Here is an 18,210-nt window from a genome sequence, read left to right as displayed (position 1 = left end):
GATGATCAGATACGGGGAGATCTATTCCACGCTTCGTGACTCTCTACACACGCCGAGTCATATTGGATCACACGCCCACGGGATGCCAGACGGTCTTGGTCTCCAGGAACGCGGTCATCCGTGCGGTTCCGGGCTCTGCGGTCCAGTCGGCGTCCTGGGGGCGCAGGACGCGTTTCAGGTTCTCCGCGGCCTTCTCCTCCAGGTCGTGGACGTGGCCGGTGGGGGCGCCGGTGAGGTCGATGGCGTTGACGTCCATGTGGGAGGCCAGCCATGGGGTGATCTCCGCGCGGTGGCCGGTGAGGACGTTGATGACGCCGGCGGGCAGGTCGGAGGTGGCCAGTACCTCGGCGAGGGTGATGGCCGGCAGGGGCGCGGGTTCGGATGCGACGACCACGGTGGTGTTGCCGGATACGATCGCCGGTGCCACGACGGAGACCAGGCCGAGGAGGGGCGAGTCGGGGGCGATGACGGCGACGACGCCGGTCGGCTCGGGGGTGGAGAAGTTGAAGAACGGCCCCGACACCGGGTTGGCGGCGCCGGCGACAGCGCTGATCTTGTCGGCCCAGCCGGCGTACCAGACCCACCGGTCGATGGCGGCGTCCACCTCGGCGTTGGCCTGCGGTTTGGTCAGCCCGGTCTGGCGGAGTTCGGTGGTGAACTGGTCGCGGCGGCCTTCCAGCATCTCGGCGACGCGGTAGAGGATCTGGCCGCGGTTGTAGGCGGTGCGCCCGGACCAGCCGGCGAAGGCCTTGCGGGCGGCGACGACCGCGTCCCGGGCGTCCTTGCGGGAGGCTTGGGATGCGTTGGCGATGAAGCGCCCCTTGGCGTCGGTGACCACGTACGATCTGCCGGACTCGGATCGGGGGAACGCGCCGCCGATGAACAGCTTGTAGGTCTTGCGCACAGCCAGCCGTTCAGACATTGAGGTAGGCCTCCAGTCCGTGGCGTCCGCCCTCGCGGCCGAACCCTGATTCCTTGTAGCCGCCGAACGGGGAGGCCGGATCGAACTTGTTGAAGGTGTTGGCCCACACCACCCCGGCCCGCAGCCGCTGCGCGGTCCACAGGATCTGCGAGCCCTTCTCGGTCCAGACCCCCGCCGACAACCCGTACGGGCTGTTGTTGGCCTTCGTGATCGCTTCGTCGGGAGTGCGGAACGTCAGGACGGACAGGACCGGCCCGAAGATCTCCTCGCGGGCGATCCGGTGCGACTGCGCGACCCCGGTGAAAATCGTGGGCGCGAACCAGAACCCTTGGGACGGCAGGTCGCACGGCGGCGACCAGCGCCCGGCGCCCTCGGCCTCACCCGCCTCCGACAACTCCTTGATCTTGGTGAGTTGTTCGGCGGAGTTGATCGCGCCGATGTCGGTGTTCTTGTCCAGGGGGTCACCGACCCGCAGCGTCGCCATCCTGGTCTTGAGCCGCTCCAGGACGTCGTCGGCAACCGATTCCTGCACCAGCAGCCGCGACCCCGCGCAGCACACGTGCCCCTGGTTGAAGAAGATCCCGTTGACGATGCCCTCGACCGCCTGATCCAGGGCGGCGTCTTCGTAGACGATGTTGGCGGCCTTGCCGCCGAGTTCCAGGGTGAGTCTCTTGTTCGTGCCGGCCAAGGTCCGGGCGATCTGGCGCCCGACCTCGGTGGAGCCGGTGAAGGCGACCTTGTCGATCCCCTCGTGCGCGACCAGGGTGCGGCCGGTGTCGCCGGCGCCGGTGATGATGTTGACCACCCCGGGCGGCAGCTCGGCCTGGCGGCAGATGTCGGCGAACAGCAGCGCGGTCAGCGGCGTGGTCTCGGCGGGCTTCAACACCACGGTGTTGCCGCACGCCAGCGCGGGCGCGATCTTCCAGGCCAGCATCAGCAGCGGGAAGTTCCACGGGATCACCTGCCCCGCCACCCCCACCGGACGCGGGTCGGACCCGAACCCGGCATGGGCGAGTTTGTCGGCCCACCCGGCGTAGTAGAAGAACCACGCCGCGACCAGGGGAACGTCCACATCCCGCGACTCACGGATCGGCTTACCGTTGTCGATCGACTCCAGGACGGCCAGCTCGCGGGAGCGTTCCTGGATGATCCGCGCGATCCGGTACAGGTACTTGGCCCGCTCGCGGCCCGGCATAGGGCCCCACACCTTGTCGTAGGCGGCGCGGGCGGCCCGCACGGCCCGGTCCACGTCGGCCTCGTCGGCGCAGGCGATGTCGGCCAGCACCGACTCATCAGCGGGGTTGATGGACTTGAACGGCTCACCGTGGCCATCGGTGAACTCGCCGTCGATGAACAGGCCGTAGGAGCCGCGGATGTCCACCACCGCCCGCGACTCCGGCGCCGGCGCGTACTCGAAAACCGTCATGATCCCTCAGTCCAGGGTGAAGTAGTCGGGACCGGAATACACACCGGTGGCCAGCTTGCGACGCTGCATCAGCAGATCGTTCAGAACGCTGGAGGCGCCGAGGCGGAACCAGTCGGGGGTCAGCCAGTCCGGCCCGGCGGTCTCGTTCACCAGCACCAGATACTTGATCGCATCCTTCGTGGTCCGGATCCCGCCCGCCGGTTTCACCCCCACCTGGCGTCCCGTCGCGGTCCGGTAGTCGCGGACGGCCTCCAGCATCACCAGCGTCACCGGCAGCGTCGCGGCCGGGGAGATCTTGCCGGTGGACGTCTTGATGAAGTCGGCGCCGGCCCGCATCGCCAACCACGATGCGCGCCGCACATGATCCAGCGTGGCCAGCTCACCGGTCTCGAGGATCACCTTCAGGTGCGCGGATCCGCAGGCGTCCTTGACCGCCACGATCTCCTCGAACACCTTGCCGTAATCGCCCGCCAGGAACGCGCCCCGATCGATCACCATGTCGATCTCCGCCGCCCCCGCCGCGACCGCCGCGCGGGTGTCGGCGAGCTTGGCCTCCAGCGGCGCGCGCCCGGACGGGAACGCGGTCGCCACCGACGCGACCCCGATCCCCGTCCCGGCCAGGGAGGTGACGGCGACCTCGACCATGTCGGAGTACACGCACACCGCCGCCACCTTCGGCACCGACGCATCCGACGGATCGGGGCGGGCGGCCTTGGCGCACAGCGCCCGCACCTTCCCCGCCGTGTCCGCACCCTCCAGGGTGGTCAGATCCACCATCGAGATCGCCAGATCGATCGCCGCCGCCTTCGCCGTCGTCTTGATCGACCGCGATGCCAGCCTTGCCGCCCGCTCCTCGGCCCCCACCTGATCCACACCCGGCAGACCGTGCAGGAAGGCGCGCAGATCCGCGGCGCTGTTCAGAGTCTCCGTTGACACGCTCCCAGCATCGCCGAACTACGTCCCGGGCACAAAACGGACGGCCAACGAAGCGGTGTCGTCCAGCGCGCGGGCCCAGGCGGGTCGCACGGCCGCCTCGGGCCGCCCCTCGCTCACGGGACGATCTCTCAGCCTCCGCAGTGTCGCGTGCTGCCGGCGGAACTGGCGCGGCGAAAGCCCGTAGGCGCTGCGGAACGCCTGGCTGAAATGCGCCGGGTTGCGGTATCCCCATCGGCAGGCGATAGCGCTGATCGAAAGGGCGGTCAGCCCAGGGTCGGCCAGGTCACGGCGGCACAGCTCCAGGCGGCGCTCGCGCACCCACCCGGCCACCGTCTGCCCTTCCTGCTGGAAGAGCTTGTGCAGGTAGCGCAGGGAAATGTAGTGCGCCTCGGCGATCACACCCGGGGTGAGGTGCGGATCACCCAGGTTCTTCCGCATGAAGGCGTAGATCTGCGCCATCAGCGCCCCCCGCCTGGCGTGGACCGGGTGGGCCGGCACGGCGCGCTCGGCGGCGAGCGCGTTGCCCAGCGCAACGGTCAGCACGTCCAGCGGCAACGCGGACAGCCGCGCGATGTCGGACGGGCTGAACTCGTCCATGACCCACCACCATCGCAGTGATCACCCCGGCCGCAGCCGGGCCCCGTTTCGCCGACCCGGCGAGCCGCCACCCACCCGTCAACGCGCATTCAGGAGAGCATCCGCCGACTTCAGGCCTGCTTCACATCGACTTCACCCCTGGTCGAGGCGATTTCAAGGTCGCCTTTCCGGGGTGATCGCGCCCCTCAGCCGTCCACGGCAGAGGCCAGGGATGAAGCCGATCTGAAGTAGAGCCGAAGCCGCCGACCACTTTACTGGAAAAGTCAGCCAAGGCCGGTGGATCGGTAAGACAGGAGACGCCGGATGAAACGGAAAGGACATTTCACGATGATCAAGCTCAACTGGGCCAGGGCGGCAGCGCTACCGGCGGCAGTGGTCGCAGTGGCGTGTGTGTCGGCGCCGGCGCTCGCGGCCGGCAACGCGGCCGAGCCTGCCGAGTCGGCGCATGCGGCCAGGAGCGCGGGTACGCCCGTAGCCGCGCAGGCGGCGTGCGTGCTGCGCTTCCGCGTCAGTACGACCGAGGACCTCGGCGCGGGCGGCGACGAGCCCTACCTGAAAGTCAACACGGTCTTCTGGCGCGCCCCCGGTTCAATGGACGATGGCGCAGTCGCGGCCGTCAACAAGACCGTGCATGTGGGAGACGTCGTGCAGGCATGGGACGACGACTCTCCGGACGGAGACGACTTCATCGGCAGCGACACCGTCACGTCGTCGGGCACCCTGCTGAACTTCACCGGCGATGGCGCCGTGTACTCGGCCAGGTACCGGCTCGGTGCTTGCTGAATCCCCGGCTGCACCTTTCGATCGCGCATTGTCCACCGGCCTGCGTAGGCCGGTGGACAATGCGCGATTGGTCACCTGACTTCGTCTGCGCACAGCGCGGGCGTTTCACCTGGGCTACGGGGTCAGGACGACTTTTCCGGCGACCGTGCCGGATTCGGCTAGGCGCATGGCGTCGGCGACCTGGGTGAGGGGCAGTTGGGCGGCGATGCGCGGGGTGATGTCGCCGTGTTCGAGGGCGGCGAAGACCTGGGTGAGGTCGTCGCGCAGGCGGGTCCGGAACCGGGTCTTGGCCAGGGATCGTCCGGCCCAGAGGTTGTAGAAGTAGGCGCGGCGGCGGTTGGGCAGGGTGTTCCACAGGTAGACCCGGCCGAGCAGCTTGAGGACGGGCCACTGCTTGGAGCCCTCGTCGTCGCGGGTGGACGCGGTGCCGTAGGAGACGAGCGTGCCGCCGGGGGCGAGGAGGCGCCAGGAGTCGACGACGCCTTCGCCGCCGACGTGGTCGAAGACTGCGTCCACTCCGGCAGGGGCGAGTTCGCGGACGCGGGCGGCCATGTCGGCGTCGCGGTAGTCGACAGGGGTGACGCCCTGGTTCCGCAGGGTGTCGTGGTGGCGGGCGGAGGCCGTGCCGATGACCTTCGCGCCCGCGGCCTGGGCGAGCTGCACCAGGACCGAGCCGACGCCGCCGTTGGCGCCGTGCACCAGGACGGTCTGCCCGGCGCGGACGCGTGCCTTGCGGTGCAGCAACTGCCAGGCGGTGACGCCGTTGACGACGAGGGTCTCCGCCTCCGCCGCGCCGATTCCGTCCGGGACGGGCACCGTGTCCGCGGCGTCCACGAGCAGGTGCGTGGCCCAGCCGCCGACCTTGACCAGGGCGGCGACGCGGGTGCCGGCCAGGCTCGGGTCGGCGCCCTCGCCGGCGGCCACCACCGTGCCGACGAGGTCGTAGCCGGGCACGAACGGGAAGGCCGGCTGGTCGAAGTAGCGGCCGCGGCGCATCTGCTGCTCGGCGAAGGAGACGCCGGTCGCCTCCATCCGGATCAGGACCTGCCCCGGGCCCGGGGCGGGGACGTCCCCGTGCCGGATCTGCAGTCCTTCCGGCTCGACCTTGCCCGGCAGGACGACCTCGACGAGCTCTCCGGTGTTCATGTCGACCTCCACTGCGATAGAAGCTGGTGTGTTCGTTAGAAGTTATAACTCCCGTGAGGCGTAGAGTCAATAGCGTTCGTGATAGCTTCTAACTAACGGCGATGCGGGGAGGCGGCGGGTCATGGTGCAGACGGGGACTCCGCGCGAGCGGTACCGCGCTCAGGTGCGCGCGGAGGTCAAGGAGCGCGCGTGGGAGCAGATCGCCGCGGCGGGGGCGTCCGCGCTCTCCCTCAACGCGATCGCCAAGCAGATGGGCATGAGCGGGCCCGCGCTCTACCGCTACTACGCCAACCGCGACGAACTGATCACCGAGCTCATCAGGGACGCTTACCGGAGCCTCGCCGACACGCTCCGCGCGGCCTCCGAGGCGGGCGCCGGCCTGGCCGGGCTGGCCCACGGCCTGCGCGCCTGGGCCCTGGAGGACCCCCAGCGGTACCTGCTGATCTACGGCACCCCGGTGCCCGGCTACCACGCGCCCGACGAGATCACGGGCATCTCCCAGGAGATCATGGCCACGCTGCTCGACGCCTGCATGGCCGCGCCCGAGAAGCGTCCCGCCACGGCGTTCGACGAGCATCTGGAGGAGCACAGGGGTTGGGCGGGCGACCACCCCGCTCCGACCGCCGTCCTCCACCGGGCCCTCAGTTTCTGGACGCGGTGCCACGGCGTCCTGTCCCTGGAGGTCGCCGGCCACTTCGCCGGCATGGGCTTCGACCCCGCCCGGCTCTTCGCCGCCGAGTTGGACGACCTGCTGGCCCCCTGAGCGGACCGCGCCCCACCACCTGAACTGGGACTTTCTTCCCGGCGTTGACACCTGCCATAGCTATACCTCTAAAGTACTAGGACACTAGTTAAATGGAGGTGCCGGTGATCGAGTTCCATCTGGACACCGGGTCCGGGGTGTCGCCGTACATGCAGCTCGTCCGGCAGGTGCGGCATGCGCTGCGGCTGGACCTGCTGCGGGTCGGCGAGCAGCTGCCGACCGTGAAGGACGTGGTGGCGCGGCTCGCCATCAACCCGAACACCGTCCTCAAGGCGTACCGGGAGCTGGAGCGCGACGGGCTCGTCGCGCCGCGGCCCGGAGTCGGGACGTTCGTGACGCGGACGCTGGCGGACGAGTCGCTCACCGCGCACGGGCCGCTGCGCACGGACCTGGAGCGCTGGCTCGCCAAGGCGCGGCTCGCCGGGCTGGACGACGAGAGCATCGAGGCCCTGTTCATGACGACCTTTCGGTCCGCCCGCGAGGAGGACATAGCGTGACCGCCGTGATCCAGGCCCGCGGGCTGGGCAAGAAGTACGGGCAGCGGTGGGCGCTGTCCGAGTGCACCCTGGACATTCCGGCCGGACGCGTCGTGGGCCTCGTGGGCCCGAACGGCGCCGGCAAGACGACGCTGCTGAACCTGGCGGTCGGGCAGATGCAGCCGACGGCCGGGAGCATCGAGGTGCTCGGCGGACGTCCGGCGAGCGGGCCCGAGCAGCTGGCCAAGGTCGGGTACGTCGCGCAGGACGCGCCCACCTACGCCGGGCTGAGCGTCGGCGAGCACCTGCGGCTCGGCGCGCGGCTCAACCCGCGGTGGGACGACGCCGTCGCGCGGGAGCGGATCGGCCGGCTCGGGCTGGAGCCCGGGCATCGGGCCGGGAAGCTGTCCGGCGGGCAGCGCGCCCAGCTGGCGCTGACGCTGGGCATCGCCAAGCGCCCCGAGCTGCTGATCCTGGACGAGCCCGTCGCCGCGCTCGACCCGCTGGCGCGGCGGGAGTTCCTCCAAGGGCTCATGGAGGCCGTCGCCGAGCATTCGCTGAGCGTCGTCCTGTCGTCCCACCTGGTGTCGGACCTGGAGCGGACGTGCGACTACCTGATCGTGCTCGTGGAGTCGCGCGTCCAGGTCGCCGGTGACGTCGACGACCTGCTCGCGACCCACCACCGGCTGACCGGCCCGCGCAAGGACACGCTGCCGCAGGATCAGCACGTCGTGTCCGAGAGCCACACCGACCGGCAGAGCACCTACGTCGTCCGGACGGACGGCCGCATCCACGACCCCGCCTGGACGGTCGGGCAACTCGGCCTTGAGGACCTCGTCCTCGCCTACATGACCCCGGCCCCGAGCCGCCCCACGCTGGAGGCGATCCGATGATCTGGCTGACATTGCGGCAGTTCCGCGTCCAGGCCGCGGCGGTGTTCGGCGGGCTCGCCGTCCTCGGCGTCTTCCTCGCCGCCACCGGCCCCGGGCTGGCGGACGACTACGGCCGCGGGCTCGCGTCCTGCACCGCCCAGCACAACTGCGACCAGTTCGGCTCGCGCTTCTTCTCCGAGCACTGGGGGAACTACGGCGTCCTCGTCGCGATCATCATCGCCCTGCCGGGCCTCATCGGCGTCTTCTGGGGCGCTCCGCTCATCACGCGTGAGCTGGAGACCGGCACGCACCGGCTGGTCTGGAACCAGAGCATCACCCGGACCCGCTGGCTGGCCGTCAAGCTCGGCCTCGTCGGGCTGTCCGCCATGGTCGCCGCGGGCATCGCCGTACTGGCCCTCAGCTGGTGGGCCGACCCGCTGGACAAGGCCGGGGTGAGCGAGCAGCCCCGGATCACGCCGCTGCTGTTCGGCGCGCACGGCGTCGTCCCGATCGGCTACGCGGGCCTCGCCTTCGTGCTCGGCGTAACGGCCGGCGTCCTCACCCGCCGCACCCTGCCGGCCATGGCGATCACCCTCGCCGTGTTCGCCGCCGTCCAGGTCGTGACGCCGCTGTGGATCCGGCCGCACCTCGTCCCTCCCAAGAGCGCGACCGTGACGATCACGCAGCAGAACCTTTCGCAGATGACGCTGGACAACGGGGCCGACGTCATGGAGGTGCAGACGAGTGCGGCACCGGGGGCTTGGACGATCGAGAACCGCACGGTCGACGCGTCCGGGCACGAGGCCGCGCTGCCGCCTTCCCTGATGAACGGGGCGTGCGCCCCGGCGCCGCCGGAGGCGGGACACGAGCCTCCGCCGGGGCCTCCGGAGAAGTGCTTCACCGAGATCGCCAGGCTCGGCTTCAAGCAGAAGGTCGTCTACCAGCCGGCCGACCGGTTCTGGCTCTTGCAGTGGGCCGAGACCGGGCTGTTCGCCGTGCTCGCCCTCGGCCTGTCCGGTCTCTGCTTCTACTGGACGCGCCGCCGCCTCTCCTAGAAGCCGCCTCTCCTAGAAGGTGCTCACCGCCGCCGGCGCGTCGTTCGCGCGTCCGACACCCCAGATGGTGGACGTTCCGGTGGCGGTGATGTCCCACAAGTCCATCCCGGACGGGACGGCGACCGCCTGCCAGGAGCCGCCCGCGTAACGGAAGAGGCGGTCGCCCTCGTCGTACGGGGTCGACGCCCAGAGGGTTCCCGTGCCGTCGGCGGTGAGGTCGGCGATCTGGTCGGCGGGCCCGTCGACCGCCGTCCAGGCGGTGCCGTCCCAGTGCGCGAGTTCGTTGTCGAGGGTCGCCCAGACGTCGTCGGGCCCGACCGGGAGGACCCTCGTGATGCCCTTGGAGCCGGAAGGCGCGGCCGCCCACGTCCAGGACGTCCCGTCGAAGTGCGCCACGGCGGGACGCCGGCCCGTGCCGTCCTCCCCCGGCCGCGCACCGACCGCCCACACGTCGGTCTCGGACAGCCCCTGGACGTCGTCGATGATCGTCCGGCGGTCGGGCACGTCGAAGCCCCGCCAGGTGGAGCCGTCCCGCCTGAGCAGGCGCGGCTGGTCCGAGTCGGGATAGACGGCTTGGGCGATCCACGTGCCGGGCCTGCCCGTGGTGAAGAGGCGGACCGACGCCGATGACGGCGTGCCGACCTTCTGGAAGGCCGAGCCGTCGAACGTGAACAGCTGGTCGACGTAGCCGGAGTCGTAGGCGCTGCCGCCGAGCCACGTCTGCCCGGCGCCGGACACCACCTTCGCGATCAGGCCGTTGCCCGTCCAGCCGTTGATCGCGTACTCCCGCCAGGACGAGCCCGTCCAGCGCCGGACGACCGGGTTCCCCGCGCTGTAGAGGGCGCAGGTGTCGATCCACGGCACGCAGTAGGCGCCCTGCCCGCCGCCGATCCATACGCCGCCGGAGCCGTCGGGGGCGACGTCGTCCAGTTCGGCCCGCGGCCAGAGGAACGGCAGGGGCACGGTGTGGACGTCGTTGTCGGCGGCGTGCGCCGTCAGGGGAAGGGCCAGCAGGGCGGCGCCCGCGACCGCCGCGCTCACTAATGATCGCCTCATGGGCAGCACTATGAAGCACCGCCGCCGATTGTGCCAGTGTCTACTGGCATAGTTTCAGGCGGTGAGCGTCAGCGTCCGCTGGATCCGCTCGGCGGTCGCCCGCATGAGGTGCGCCGACCGCTCGATCTTCGGCAGCTTCCCCGGCCGGCAGGAGATCGCGAGCGCGCCGACGACGGAGCCGGTCGCGTCCGTGACCGGGACGGCGGCGCAGCCCGTGCCGAGCGCGTACTCCTCGCGGTCCAGCAGCAGGTCGCCGCACGAGTCGATGGTGCGCAGCAGCCGCGCCGGCTCGGTGATGGTGTGCGGGGTGAGGTCGTGCAGCGGATGCCGGGACAGGTAGTCGCGGCGCCGCTCCTCGTCGAGCTGGCTGAGCACGCACTTGCCCATCGCGGTGGCGTGCGCGGCGTCCTCGAACCCGATCCACAGGTCGACGCGCGGGGCGCGCGGGCCGTCGGCGATGTCGATGAGGCGGATCTCGTCGTCCACCTGCATGCCGAAGTAGGACGCGACGCCCAGCTCGTCGCGCAGCTGGATCAGGGTGGGGCGGATGCGGGCGAGCAGCTGCTGCGTCCGGCTCCGCCCGTGCAGGGTCTCGACCCGCTCGCCGAGCACCCAGACGCCGTCCGGGAGCCGGGTCGCGTAGCCCTCGTGGGCGAGGGTGCGCAGCAGGTGGTACGTGGTCGCGAGGGGCAGCTTCGCCTCGCGGGCGAGCTGCTTGGCGGGGGCACCGTTCGGATGCGACGCCACCGCCTCCATCAGATGCAGGGCGCGCTGCACCGAGGCGATGAGAGTGGGCTTGCGTGTCTCATCCATTACACACAGCGAACCCCTCTGGCCCGTCAGGGTCAAGGCCGTCGGTGACAGTCGTTTTCATTTGAGCATCTCCGCCGCCGGTCCGGGCGGGGTTTCCCCAACCGGCCACGGGAAAAGTGCGTTCCATGAGCCAGCGAACGCATGCGCACGTCGACGAGCGGACGGCACGGAAGGTGGCCGAGGAGGCCCGCGAGACCGAATGGCGGCTGCCGAGCTTCGGCAAGCAGCTGTTCCTCGGCGACTTCCGCCTCGACCTGATCCACCCGCATCCGCGTCCGGCCGGGGAGCCGCGGCGCAAGGGCGAGGAGTTCCTCGCCAAGCTCACCGAGTTCTGCGCCACCCGGATCGACCCCGCGGTGATCGAGCGGGACGCGCGCATCCCGGACGACGTCGTCACCGGCCTGCGCGACCTCGGCGCGCTCGGCATGAAGATCCCGGAGAAGTACGGCGGGCTCGGGCTCAGCCAGCTGTACTACGGCCGCGCCCTGATGGTCGCCGGGTCGGTCAGCCCGGCGCTGGCCGCGCTGCTGTCGGCGCACCAGTCGATCGGCGTCCCGCAGCCGGTCAAGATGTTCGGCACGCCCGAGCAGCAGGAGGAGTGGCTGCCGCGCTGCGCCAGGCAGGTCAGCGCGTTCCTGCTCACCGAGCCCGACGTCGGCTCCGACCCGGCGCGGCTGCGGGCCACCGCCGTCCCGGACGGCGACGACTACGTTCTCAACGGCGTCAAGCTGTGGACGACGAACGGCGTCATCGCCGACCTCGTCGTCGTGATGGCGCGCGTCCCGAAGTCGGACGGCCACCGCGGCGGCATCTCCGCGTTCATCGTGGACATGGGCACGCCGGGCATCACCGTCGAGCACCGCAACCAGTTCATGGGGCTGCGCGGCATCGAGAACGGCGTGACGCGGTTCCACGACGTCCGCGTCCCGAAGGCGAACCTGATCGGCGCGGAGGGCGCCGGCCTGAAGATCGCGCTGACCACCCTGAACACGGGGCGGCTGTCGCTGCCCGCGATCTGCGCGGCGAGCGGCAAGTGGGCCGCCCGGATCGCGCGGGAGTGGTCGAAGGAGCGGGTGCAGTGGGGGCGGCCGGTCGGCGAGCACGAGGCCGTGTCCCGCAAGATCGCGTTCATCGCGGCGACCGCGTACGCGATGGAGGCGATGCTGGACCTGTCCAGCCAGCTCGCGGACGACGAGCGCAACGACATCCGGATCGAGGCGGCGCTCGCCAAGCTGTGGTCGTCGGAGATGGCGTGCAAGGCGGCGGACGAGCTGGTCCAGCTGCGCGGCGGCCGCGGCTACGAGACCGCCGAGTCGCTCGCGGCGCGCGGCGAGCGGGGCGTCCCGGCCGAGCAGATGCTCCGCGACCTGCGCATCAACCGGATCTTCGAGGGCTCCAGCGAGATCATGCACCTGCTGATCGCCCGCGAGGCGGTGGACGCCCACCTGTCGGTGGCCGGCGACGTCATCGACCCGGACGCGTCCACCGGGCAGAAGGCGCGGGCCGCGGCGAAGGCGGGCGGGTTCTACGCGCGCTGGCTGCCGACGCTCGTCACCGGCGCCGGGCAGCGCCCGAACTCCTACGCCGAGTTCGGGGCGCTCGCCAAGCACCTGCGGTACGTCGAGCGGGCGTCCCGCAAGCTGGCCCGGTCGATCTTCTACGCGGCGGGACGCTGGCAGGGCGGCCTCGAATACCGGCAGGGGTTCCTCGGCCGCATGGTCGACATCGGCGCCGAGCTGTACGCGATGAGCGCGGTGTGCGTCCGCGCCCACGCCGACGCGTCGGCGGAGGGCCCGGTCGCGAGCGCCGGTGCGGGTTCGGCGACGGCGCCGGGCAAGTCGGCGCTGCTGCTCGCCGACGCGTTCTGCGGGCAGGCGCGCGTCCGCGTCGAGGAGCTGTTCGACGGGCTGTGGCGCAACACCGACGCGGTGGACGTGAAGCTCGCGCGGGCCGTCCTCGCGGGTGACTTCGCGTGGGTGGAGGAGGGCGTCCTCGACCCGTCCATCCCCGGGCCGTGGATCGCGTCGTCCGAACCGGGCCCGAGCGAGAAGGAGGACGTCCACCGCACCATCGGCTGACATCGGACCATCGGCTGACCGGGCGACACGCCCGCCGCACGCCCGCCGTCCGCCGTCGCGGGGCGTGCGGCACCCGCGCATGGGTAGACTGACCCGACCTTCGCGCCAGAGATCGAACCCGCCCACGGGGATCGGGCTCTCCGATCCGGCGAACGAGAAGCCGAACGCCAACGCACCCAGCGAGCGGGAAGTAATGCAGTCACCTGGTCAGAAGAAGTCCATCGCAGGCACCCTCCTCAACCTCGTCGGCAGCGGCCCGAAGAAGGGCGCCGCGGCGCCCGCCGCGCCCGTCGAGGACGCGGACGGCAACGTGGTCCAGCCGGCCGCCGGGGAGGGCGCGCTGGAGAACCATCTGGGCGGGGACGAGGCCCGCAACTACCGCAAGTACGAGTACGAGACCGTCGCCCCGCACGTCGGCCGGTCCATGCTGGAGGTCGGCTCGGGTCTCGGGCACTTCTCCGAGCAGTTCGCCGGGCGCCTCGACTACCTCGTCGTCAGCGACAACGACCCGTACTGCGTCGGTGAGCTGAGCAAGCGCTACGACGACAACGACGACGTCGAGGTCATCGACCTGGCCCTGCCGGCCGACATCAAGATCCGGCAGAAGGTCGACACGGTCGTGATGATGAACGTCCTGGAGCACATCAAGGACGACGTCCAGGCGCTGCGCGACCTCGCCGCCGTCACCGAGCCCGGCGGCCGCATCGTCATCTGGGTGCCCGGCTACATGCAGCTCTACGGCGACTTCGACCGCAAGGTCGGGCACGTCACCCGGTACACGCCGGCGACGCTGGAGAAGTCGGTCCGGGAGGCGGGGCTCGTCCCCGAGGTGCTCAAGCCGATCAACTTCCTGGGCGGGATCGCCTGGTGGTTCGCGGTCCGCCGCGGCGGCGCCGGCTACCCCGACCCGAAGCTCGTCAAGATCTACGACCGGACGGTCGTGCCGCTCACCCGCACCATCGAGCGGTTCGTCAAGCCGCCGTTCGGGCAGACGGTCCTCTGCGTGGCGCGCGTCCCGCGCTGACCTCCGCACTCCGGGCGGGGACGGGTCACGAAAGACGGCCCGTCCCCGTCGCTTTTTTCTGTCGGCCGAAATGGCATGTCTGATGCCCCGTGCAGGGCGTCCGACCGGGACACTGGCAGTGGCCGGACGGTTCCGGGCCGCCTCTCCCGGGTGGAGCAAGCACCGCCCGCCTGCGCGGGCCGGGGCCGAGACGGCCGGCCACGATGTTCCCGTGTGGTCCGACGGTCCGCGTGGCGGGGGTCAGCGGAGGGGAGATCCCCGCCGCCCGGATCAGGCGCCGACCTTCGGGGTGGCGAACAGGGCCAGCCGGTGGGCGGTCGCGGCGGCCTCGCCGCGGCTCGCCACGTCCAGCTTGCCGAGGATGTTCGACACGTGGACGCTGGCCGTCTTCGCCGAGATGAACAGCGCCTCGGCGATGTCGCGGTTGCTGCGGCCCTCGGCGACCAGGCGCAGCACCTCGAACTCGCGGGGCGTCAGGCCGAGCGGCGCGGACCCCCCGCGCGGCGCCCGGGTGCGCCGGAGCAGGTCGGCGGCCTCGTCGCCGAGCGGGACGGCGCCCAGCCGGCCGGTGATCTCCACGACGGTGCGCAGCAGGTCCGCCGCGCTCTCGTGGTCGCCGCCGGCGAGCGCGGACTCCGCGGCCCGGCACAGCGCCCGCGCGCGGTAGTAGGGGTTGCCGAGGTCCTCCCATGCGTCGGCGGCCTTCTCCCAGGCCGCGCGGTCGGGGCGGCCGTGCGCCTTCGCCAGCTTGGCCTCGTACGTGACCCTGTACGCCCGCTGCAGGGGGCCGCTGGTCTCCAGCCCCTCCGCGCGCTCCTGGACGCGCCGCAGATCGCCAGCCGCCTCCTCGCCCAGCTGGTCGCACGCCGTCACGGCGGTGACGAGCACCGGCCACGCGTACCGGGAGTCGTCCGGCAGGCCGCCGTGGTCGAGGACGGGCCGTACCGCCTCCATCGCGGCGGCCGGATCTCCCTCTTCGAGCGCGATACTCGACTCCAGCCAGAGCATGCTGAAGTAGTCCTGCGTCTTCATCCACTTGAGCTTGAGCTTCATGATCTCCGCGGCCCTGGCCAGCCGCGTCCTGGCCGTCGCGAAGTCGCCGCGCGACAGCGCCACCCAGCCGGACAGGACGAGCAGCGAGGTGCGGGTCGTGATGGCCGGGTCCTGCTCCAGCGCGTGGTTCATCACGGCCATGGCCTCGTCCCACCTGCCGAGGGAGACCAGCGGCTCGGCCTGGTTGATGGACAGGAACGTGCCCTGGGTGCGGGCCACACCGTACTCGCGGGCCAGCTCCTTGCCGCGTCCTGCGATCGCCGCGGCCTCCTCGTGCCGTCCCGCGCCCTCCAGGAAATGCGACCTGATCACGTAGTAGCGGAGCAGGACGCGGTGGTCGCCGCAGCGCTCGGCCGTCTCCCTGACCTCGGTCAGGCGGTCCTCGTCCTCGTAGTCGGTGCGGGCGCAGAACAGCGTGATCAGCGCCTCGGCCTCCGCGACGGGGTCGCCGAGGGCACGCGCGATGGACAGGGACTCCAGCGCCGCCTCGCGAGCCTCGTCCATGGAGGTGGTGATGCGCACGTAGTTGCCGAGCGTCGACAGCGCGCGGGCGCGCAGGATGGTCGGCGGGTCGACGGGCAGCGCCTCCACGGCGGCGCGCAGATCCTCCACGAAGCCGGGACGCGCCATCTGGTTGAGCATGCGGCCGCGCAGTTCGAGGAGCATCGCCCAGCGGGCCGTGTCGCGCTCGCCGTCCGCGTCCTCGACCGCCTTGATCGCGGCGGTGACGAGCTTGACGCCGCGGTCGTACTCGCCGGCCTGGTCGGCCGCGGTGGCGGCGTCCTCCAGCACCTTGACCTGGTCGGCGCCGGTGTGCTCGGCCGCGTCGGGCACCTTGTCCCAGAGCTGGAGGACGCGTTCGAGCATTCCGAGGCACTCGGCGTAGGCGAGCGCCTTGCGGGACTCCCCTGCGGCGCGCCATGACGCGACCAGCGCCCACGTGCTGTCGTGGGCCTTCATCCAGTGGTAGCTGAGCTCGACCCAGAGCCGCCCCGCCGGGACGAGCGCCGGGTCCTTCTCCAGTGCCTCGGCGTAGCGGGTGTGGAGACGCGTGTACTCGCCGGGCAGCAGATCGTCGTGGACGGCCTCGCGGATGAGGGCGTGCCGGAACGCGTAGCCGTCACCGTCCACGACCAGGACGTTCGCGGCGACGGCGGGCCGCAGGACGCGGGTCAGCGCGGCGTCGTCGAGCCCCGACACCGCCGCGAGCAGCGCGTGCTCGATGCGGGTACTGCCGCCGCTCGCGTCGCGCAGGACGTCCTGCGTCTCCTCGGGCAGCCGCTGGACGCCCGCGAGCAGCAGGTCGCGCAGCGACTCGGGCAGCTCGCACGCCAGCGTGCCGTCGTCGTCGAGCAGCGCCTCGATGAACAGCGGGTTGCCCTCGCTGCGGGCCTCGATGCGCTCGACGAGGCCGGGCGGCGGGGGCTGGTCGAGCAGCTCGGTGACGAGCGCGGCGACGTCGGCGCGCGACAGCCGGCCGACCCCGATCCGGCGGACGCGCTCCAGCCGCTCCAGCCCGGCGAGGAGCCGGCGCAGCGGATGGGTGCGGTGCAGCTCGTCCGACCGGTACGTCATGACGATCAGCAGCGGCGCGCCGCCGAGGTTGCGGACCAGGAACTCCAGCAGGTCGCGGGTGGAGCGGTCGGCCCAGTGGGCGTCCTCGATGACCAGCACGACCGGGCCGCGCTCGGCCAGCCGCTCCAGCAGCGTCAGCACGACCTCGAACAGCCGCGCGCGCTCCTCACCGGACGCGGCGTCCGACTCCGGCTCCCCGAACTCGGGCAGCAGCCGGGCGAGGCCGCCGGTGTCGCCGCGCGGGACGAGCCCGGCGACGCCGTCGATGCCGATGTCGCGGACGAGCCCGCGCAGGACGGTGGTGAACGGGGCGAACGGGAGGCCGTCGGAGCCCAGCTCCAGGCAGCCGCCGATCAGGACCCTGACGTCGGCGTCCCTGGCGAACTCCCTGATCAGGCGTGTCTTGCCGAGCCCCGCGTCGCCGCCGACGAGGACGGCACCGGGCGCGGCGGCGAGGGCGTCCCGCAGCCCTCCGAGCTCGGCGGACCTGCCGACCAGGACGGGACTCATCGCACGTGCGTTCACGTCACAAGCATGCCAAACGTATGGGACATTCCCACCCGAATTTCACTCCGTGAGATGACGCCAGGTCTGGCCGCGGTGCTCGTCCAGCTCGGGAACCGCCCCTTGCGGCAACGGCGGGTGGACGGTCGTCCGCACGGGCCCTTCGTCCTGGATCTTCCGCTGCGCGAAGTGGTCGAGCCCGAGCATTTCGGCATGCGAGAGGAGCGGCGCCACCGGGGCGCCCGCCCTGGTGAGCCTCTCGATGGCCTCGGCCTGGGTGAGCCTGGCGACGGCCGCCGAGACGGCGCCGTCGAGTTCGCCGATCCGCTGGAGCCGCTCGATGAACGGAACGGCGGCATGCTCCTCGATCCCGAGGGCCTGGCAGGTGGCCGCCCACAGCCGCTCCTCGGACACGACACCGAGGGTGATCTTCCGTCCGTCCTTGGTCGGGTAGACGCCGTATCCGGGGACGGGCCCGGCCCCCGACCGCCGCGTCGCCGCCGGGACGGTGCCGACCCAGTGCGCCAGGACGTCCGCCATGCCGAGGTCGATGCGGTCGCCGACCCCCGTCTCGCGCGCCTTGAGGCAGGCGGCGGTGATCGCGAACGCGGCCATCGTGGCGGCCGACATGTCCGCGAGGGGAAGCTCGTCGGCCTCCGGCGAGACCGCGTCGTTCGGGAGCGCCGCGGCATGGGCGCGGTAGTTGATGTCGTGCCCGGGAACGTCCCTGAGCGGCCCTTCGGCCCCGTACCCGGAGATGGAGCAGTAGACGAGCCGAGGATTGAGCCCCCTCAGCACCGGTTCGCCCACCCCGAGCCGCTCGGCGACACCGGGCCGGAACCCTTCGACGAACACCTCGGCGTCCTCGGCCAGCTCCTTGAGCCTCCTGAGCCCGTCCTCCGACTTCAGATCGAGCGAGATGCTCCGCTTGTGCCGGTTGAGGACGTCGAAGTGGTCGCGGAACATGCGCATCGGCTCCCCGCCGGGCGGCTCCACCTTGAGCACGTCGGCGCCGAGCTGGGCGAGCAGCTGCGTGGCATACGGCCCAGGCCGCCACATCGTCAGATCAAGAACACGCAGTCCGTCCAACGGCGCCATGGCGCTCCTCCCCTATCGACCGCCTCACCGTCC

At 71.4% G+C, this 18,210-nt stretch carries 16 protein-coding genes; 7 read left to right on the top strand and 9 right to left on the bottom strand.

Annotated elements, in window-relative coordinates:
• Positions 1–67 precede the first annotated feature (67 nt).
• From E1293_RS13595 to E1293_RS13580, 4 genes are read right to left on the bottom strand one after another with little or no spacing between them, the layout of a single operon-like run.
• Positions 68–922, bottom strand: a complete 855-nt coding sequence (locus tag E1293_RS13595; protein WP_132197595.1) for an aldehyde dehydrogenase family protein — start codon at positions 920–922, stop codon at positions 68–70.
• On the bottom strand, positions 915–2,348 hold the full coding sequence (locus E1293_RS13590; RefSeq protein ID WP_132197593.1) for an aldehyde dehydrogenase family protein: 1,434 nt from the start codon (positions 2,346–2,348) through the stop codon (positions 915–917). The genes E1293_RS13595 and E1293_RS13590 overlap by 8 nt, the downstream gene beginning before the upstream one ends.
• Positions 2,349–2,354: 6 nt before the next feature.
• Positions 2,355–3,284, bottom strand: coding sequence for a deoxyribose-phosphate aldolase (gene deoC, locus E1293_RS13585; protein WP_132197591.1), 930 nt, complete (start codon positions 3,282–3,284; stop codon positions 2,355–2,357).
• Between the two features lie 18 nt (positions 3,285–3,302).
• On the bottom strand, positions 3,303–3,881 hold the full coding sequence (locus tag E1293_RS13580) for a helix-turn-helix transcriptional regulator (protein WP_132197589.1): 579 nt from the start codon (positions 3,879–3,881) through the stop codon (positions 3,303–3,305).
• 327 nt (positions 3,882–4,208) lie between these two features.
• Here E1293_RS13580 and E1293_RS13575 point away from each other — a divergent pair, with 327 nt between their 5' ends.
• Positions 4,209–4,664, top strand: a complete 456-nt coding sequence (locus E1293_RS13575) for a hypothetical protein (RefSeq protein ID WP_132197587.1) — start codon at positions 4,209–4,211, stop codon at positions 4,662–4,664.
• Between the two features lie 114 nt (positions 4,665–4,778).
• Here the strand turns inward: E1293_RS13575 and E1293_RS13570 are convergent, their stop codons facing one another.
• Positions 4,779–5,810, bottom strand: coding sequence for a medium chain dehydrogenase/reductase family protein (locus tag E1293_RS13570; protein ID WP_132197585.1), 1,032 nt, complete (start codon positions 5,808–5,810; stop codon positions 4,779–4,781).
• Between the two features lie 121 nt (positions 5,811–5,931).
• On the opposite strand from E1293_RS13570, the gene E1293_RS13565 reads away from it, so the two are divergent.
• The 4 genes from E1293_RS13565 to E1293_RS13550 all read left to right on the top strand — a co-directional run bounded on the left by E1293_RS13565 (position 5,932) and on the right by E1293_RS13550 (position 8,976).
• Complete coding sequence (locus E1293_RS13565) at positions 5,932–6,573, top strand: TetR/AcrR family transcriptional regulator (RefSeq protein ID WP_132197583.1); 642 nt, start codon at positions 5,932–5,934, stop codon at positions 6,571–6,573.
• A 104-nt stretch (positions 6,574–6,677) separates the two neighbouring features.
• Positions 6,678–7,070: a GntR family transcriptional regulator gene (locus tag E1293_RS13560; protein WP_132197581.1), complete on the top strand. Its 393-nt coding sequence runs from the start codon at positions 6,678–6,680 to the stop codon at positions 7,068–7,070.
• Positions 7,067–7,942 (top strand): ABC transporter ATP-binding protein, encoded by an 876-nt coding sequence (locus tag E1293_RS13555; RefSeq protein ID WP_132197579.1) that lies wholly within the window; start codon positions 7,067–7,069, stop codon positions 7,940–7,942. The genes E1293_RS13560 and E1293_RS13555 overlap by 4 nt, the downstream gene beginning before the upstream one ends.
• Positions 7,939–8,976 carry an ABC transporter permease gene (locus E1293_RS13550; RefSeq protein WP_132197577.1) on the top strand — a complete coding sequence of 346 codons (1,038 nt, stop codon included), beginning with the start codon at positions 7,939–7,941 and terminating at the stop codon, positions 8,974–8,976. The genes E1293_RS13555 and E1293_RS13550 overlap by 4 nt, the downstream gene beginning before the upstream one ends.
• 12 nt (positions 8,977–8,988) lie before the next feature.
• On the opposite strand, the gene E1293_RS13545 is transcribed toward E1293_RS13550, so the two are convergent.
• Positions 8,989–10,032, bottom strand: coding sequence for a beta propeller repeat protein (locus tag E1293_RS13545; RefSeq protein ID WP_132197575.1), 1,044 nt, complete (start codon positions 10,030–10,032; stop codon positions 8,989–8,991).
• Positions 10,033–10,086: 54 nt separating this feature from the next.
• Positions 10,087–10,845 (bottom strand): IclR family transcriptional regulator, encoded by a 759-nt coding sequence (locus tag E1293_RS13540; protein WP_132197573.1) that lies wholly within the window; start codon positions 10,843–10,845, stop codon positions 10,087–10,089.
• Positions 10,846–10,970: 125 nt separating this feature from the next.
• Between E1293_RS13540 and E1293_RS13535 the strand changes: the two genes are divergently transcribed.
• Both E1293_RS13535 and E1293_RS13530 read left to right on the top strand, forming a co-directional pair.
• Complete coding sequence (locus tag E1293_RS13535; RefSeq protein ID WP_132197571.1) at positions 10,971–12,923, top strand: acyl-CoA dehydrogenase family protein; 1,953 nt, start codon at positions 10,971–10,973, stop codon at positions 12,921–12,923.
• 193 nt (positions 12,924–13,116) lie between these two features.
• Positions 13,117–13,947, top strand: a complete 831-nt coding sequence (locus E1293_RS13530; protein WP_132197569.1) for a class I SAM-dependent methyltransferase — start codon at positions 13,117–13,119, stop codon at positions 13,945–13,947.
• Between the two features lie 270 nt (positions 13,948–14,217).
• On the opposite strand, the gene E1293_RS50185 is transcribed toward E1293_RS13530, so the two are convergent.
• Positions 14,218–17,100: an ATP-binding protein gene (locus E1293_RS50185; RefSeq protein WP_279473107.1), complete on the bottom strand. Its 2,883-nt coding sequence runs from the start codon at positions 17,098–17,100 to the stop codon at positions 14,218–14,220.
• 42 nt (positions 17,101–17,142) lie between these two features.
• Entirely contained in the window at positions 17,143–18,177 is a 1,035-nt protein-coding gene (locus tag E1293_RS13520; protein ID WP_132197567.1) for a CaiB/BaiF CoA transferase family protein, read from the bottom strand.
• Between the last annotated feature and the right edge of the window lie 33 nt (positions 18,178–18,210).

The sequence above is a fragment of the Actinomadura darangshiensis genome (assembly GCF_004349235.1).
Lineage (GTDB): Bacteria > Actinomycetota > Actinomycetes > Streptosporangiales > Streptosporangiaceae > Spirillospora > Spirillospora darangshiensis.
The sequence above is the reverse complement of the archived record's forward strand: the minus strand, read 5'-3'. Positions and strand labels throughout refer to the sequence as shown.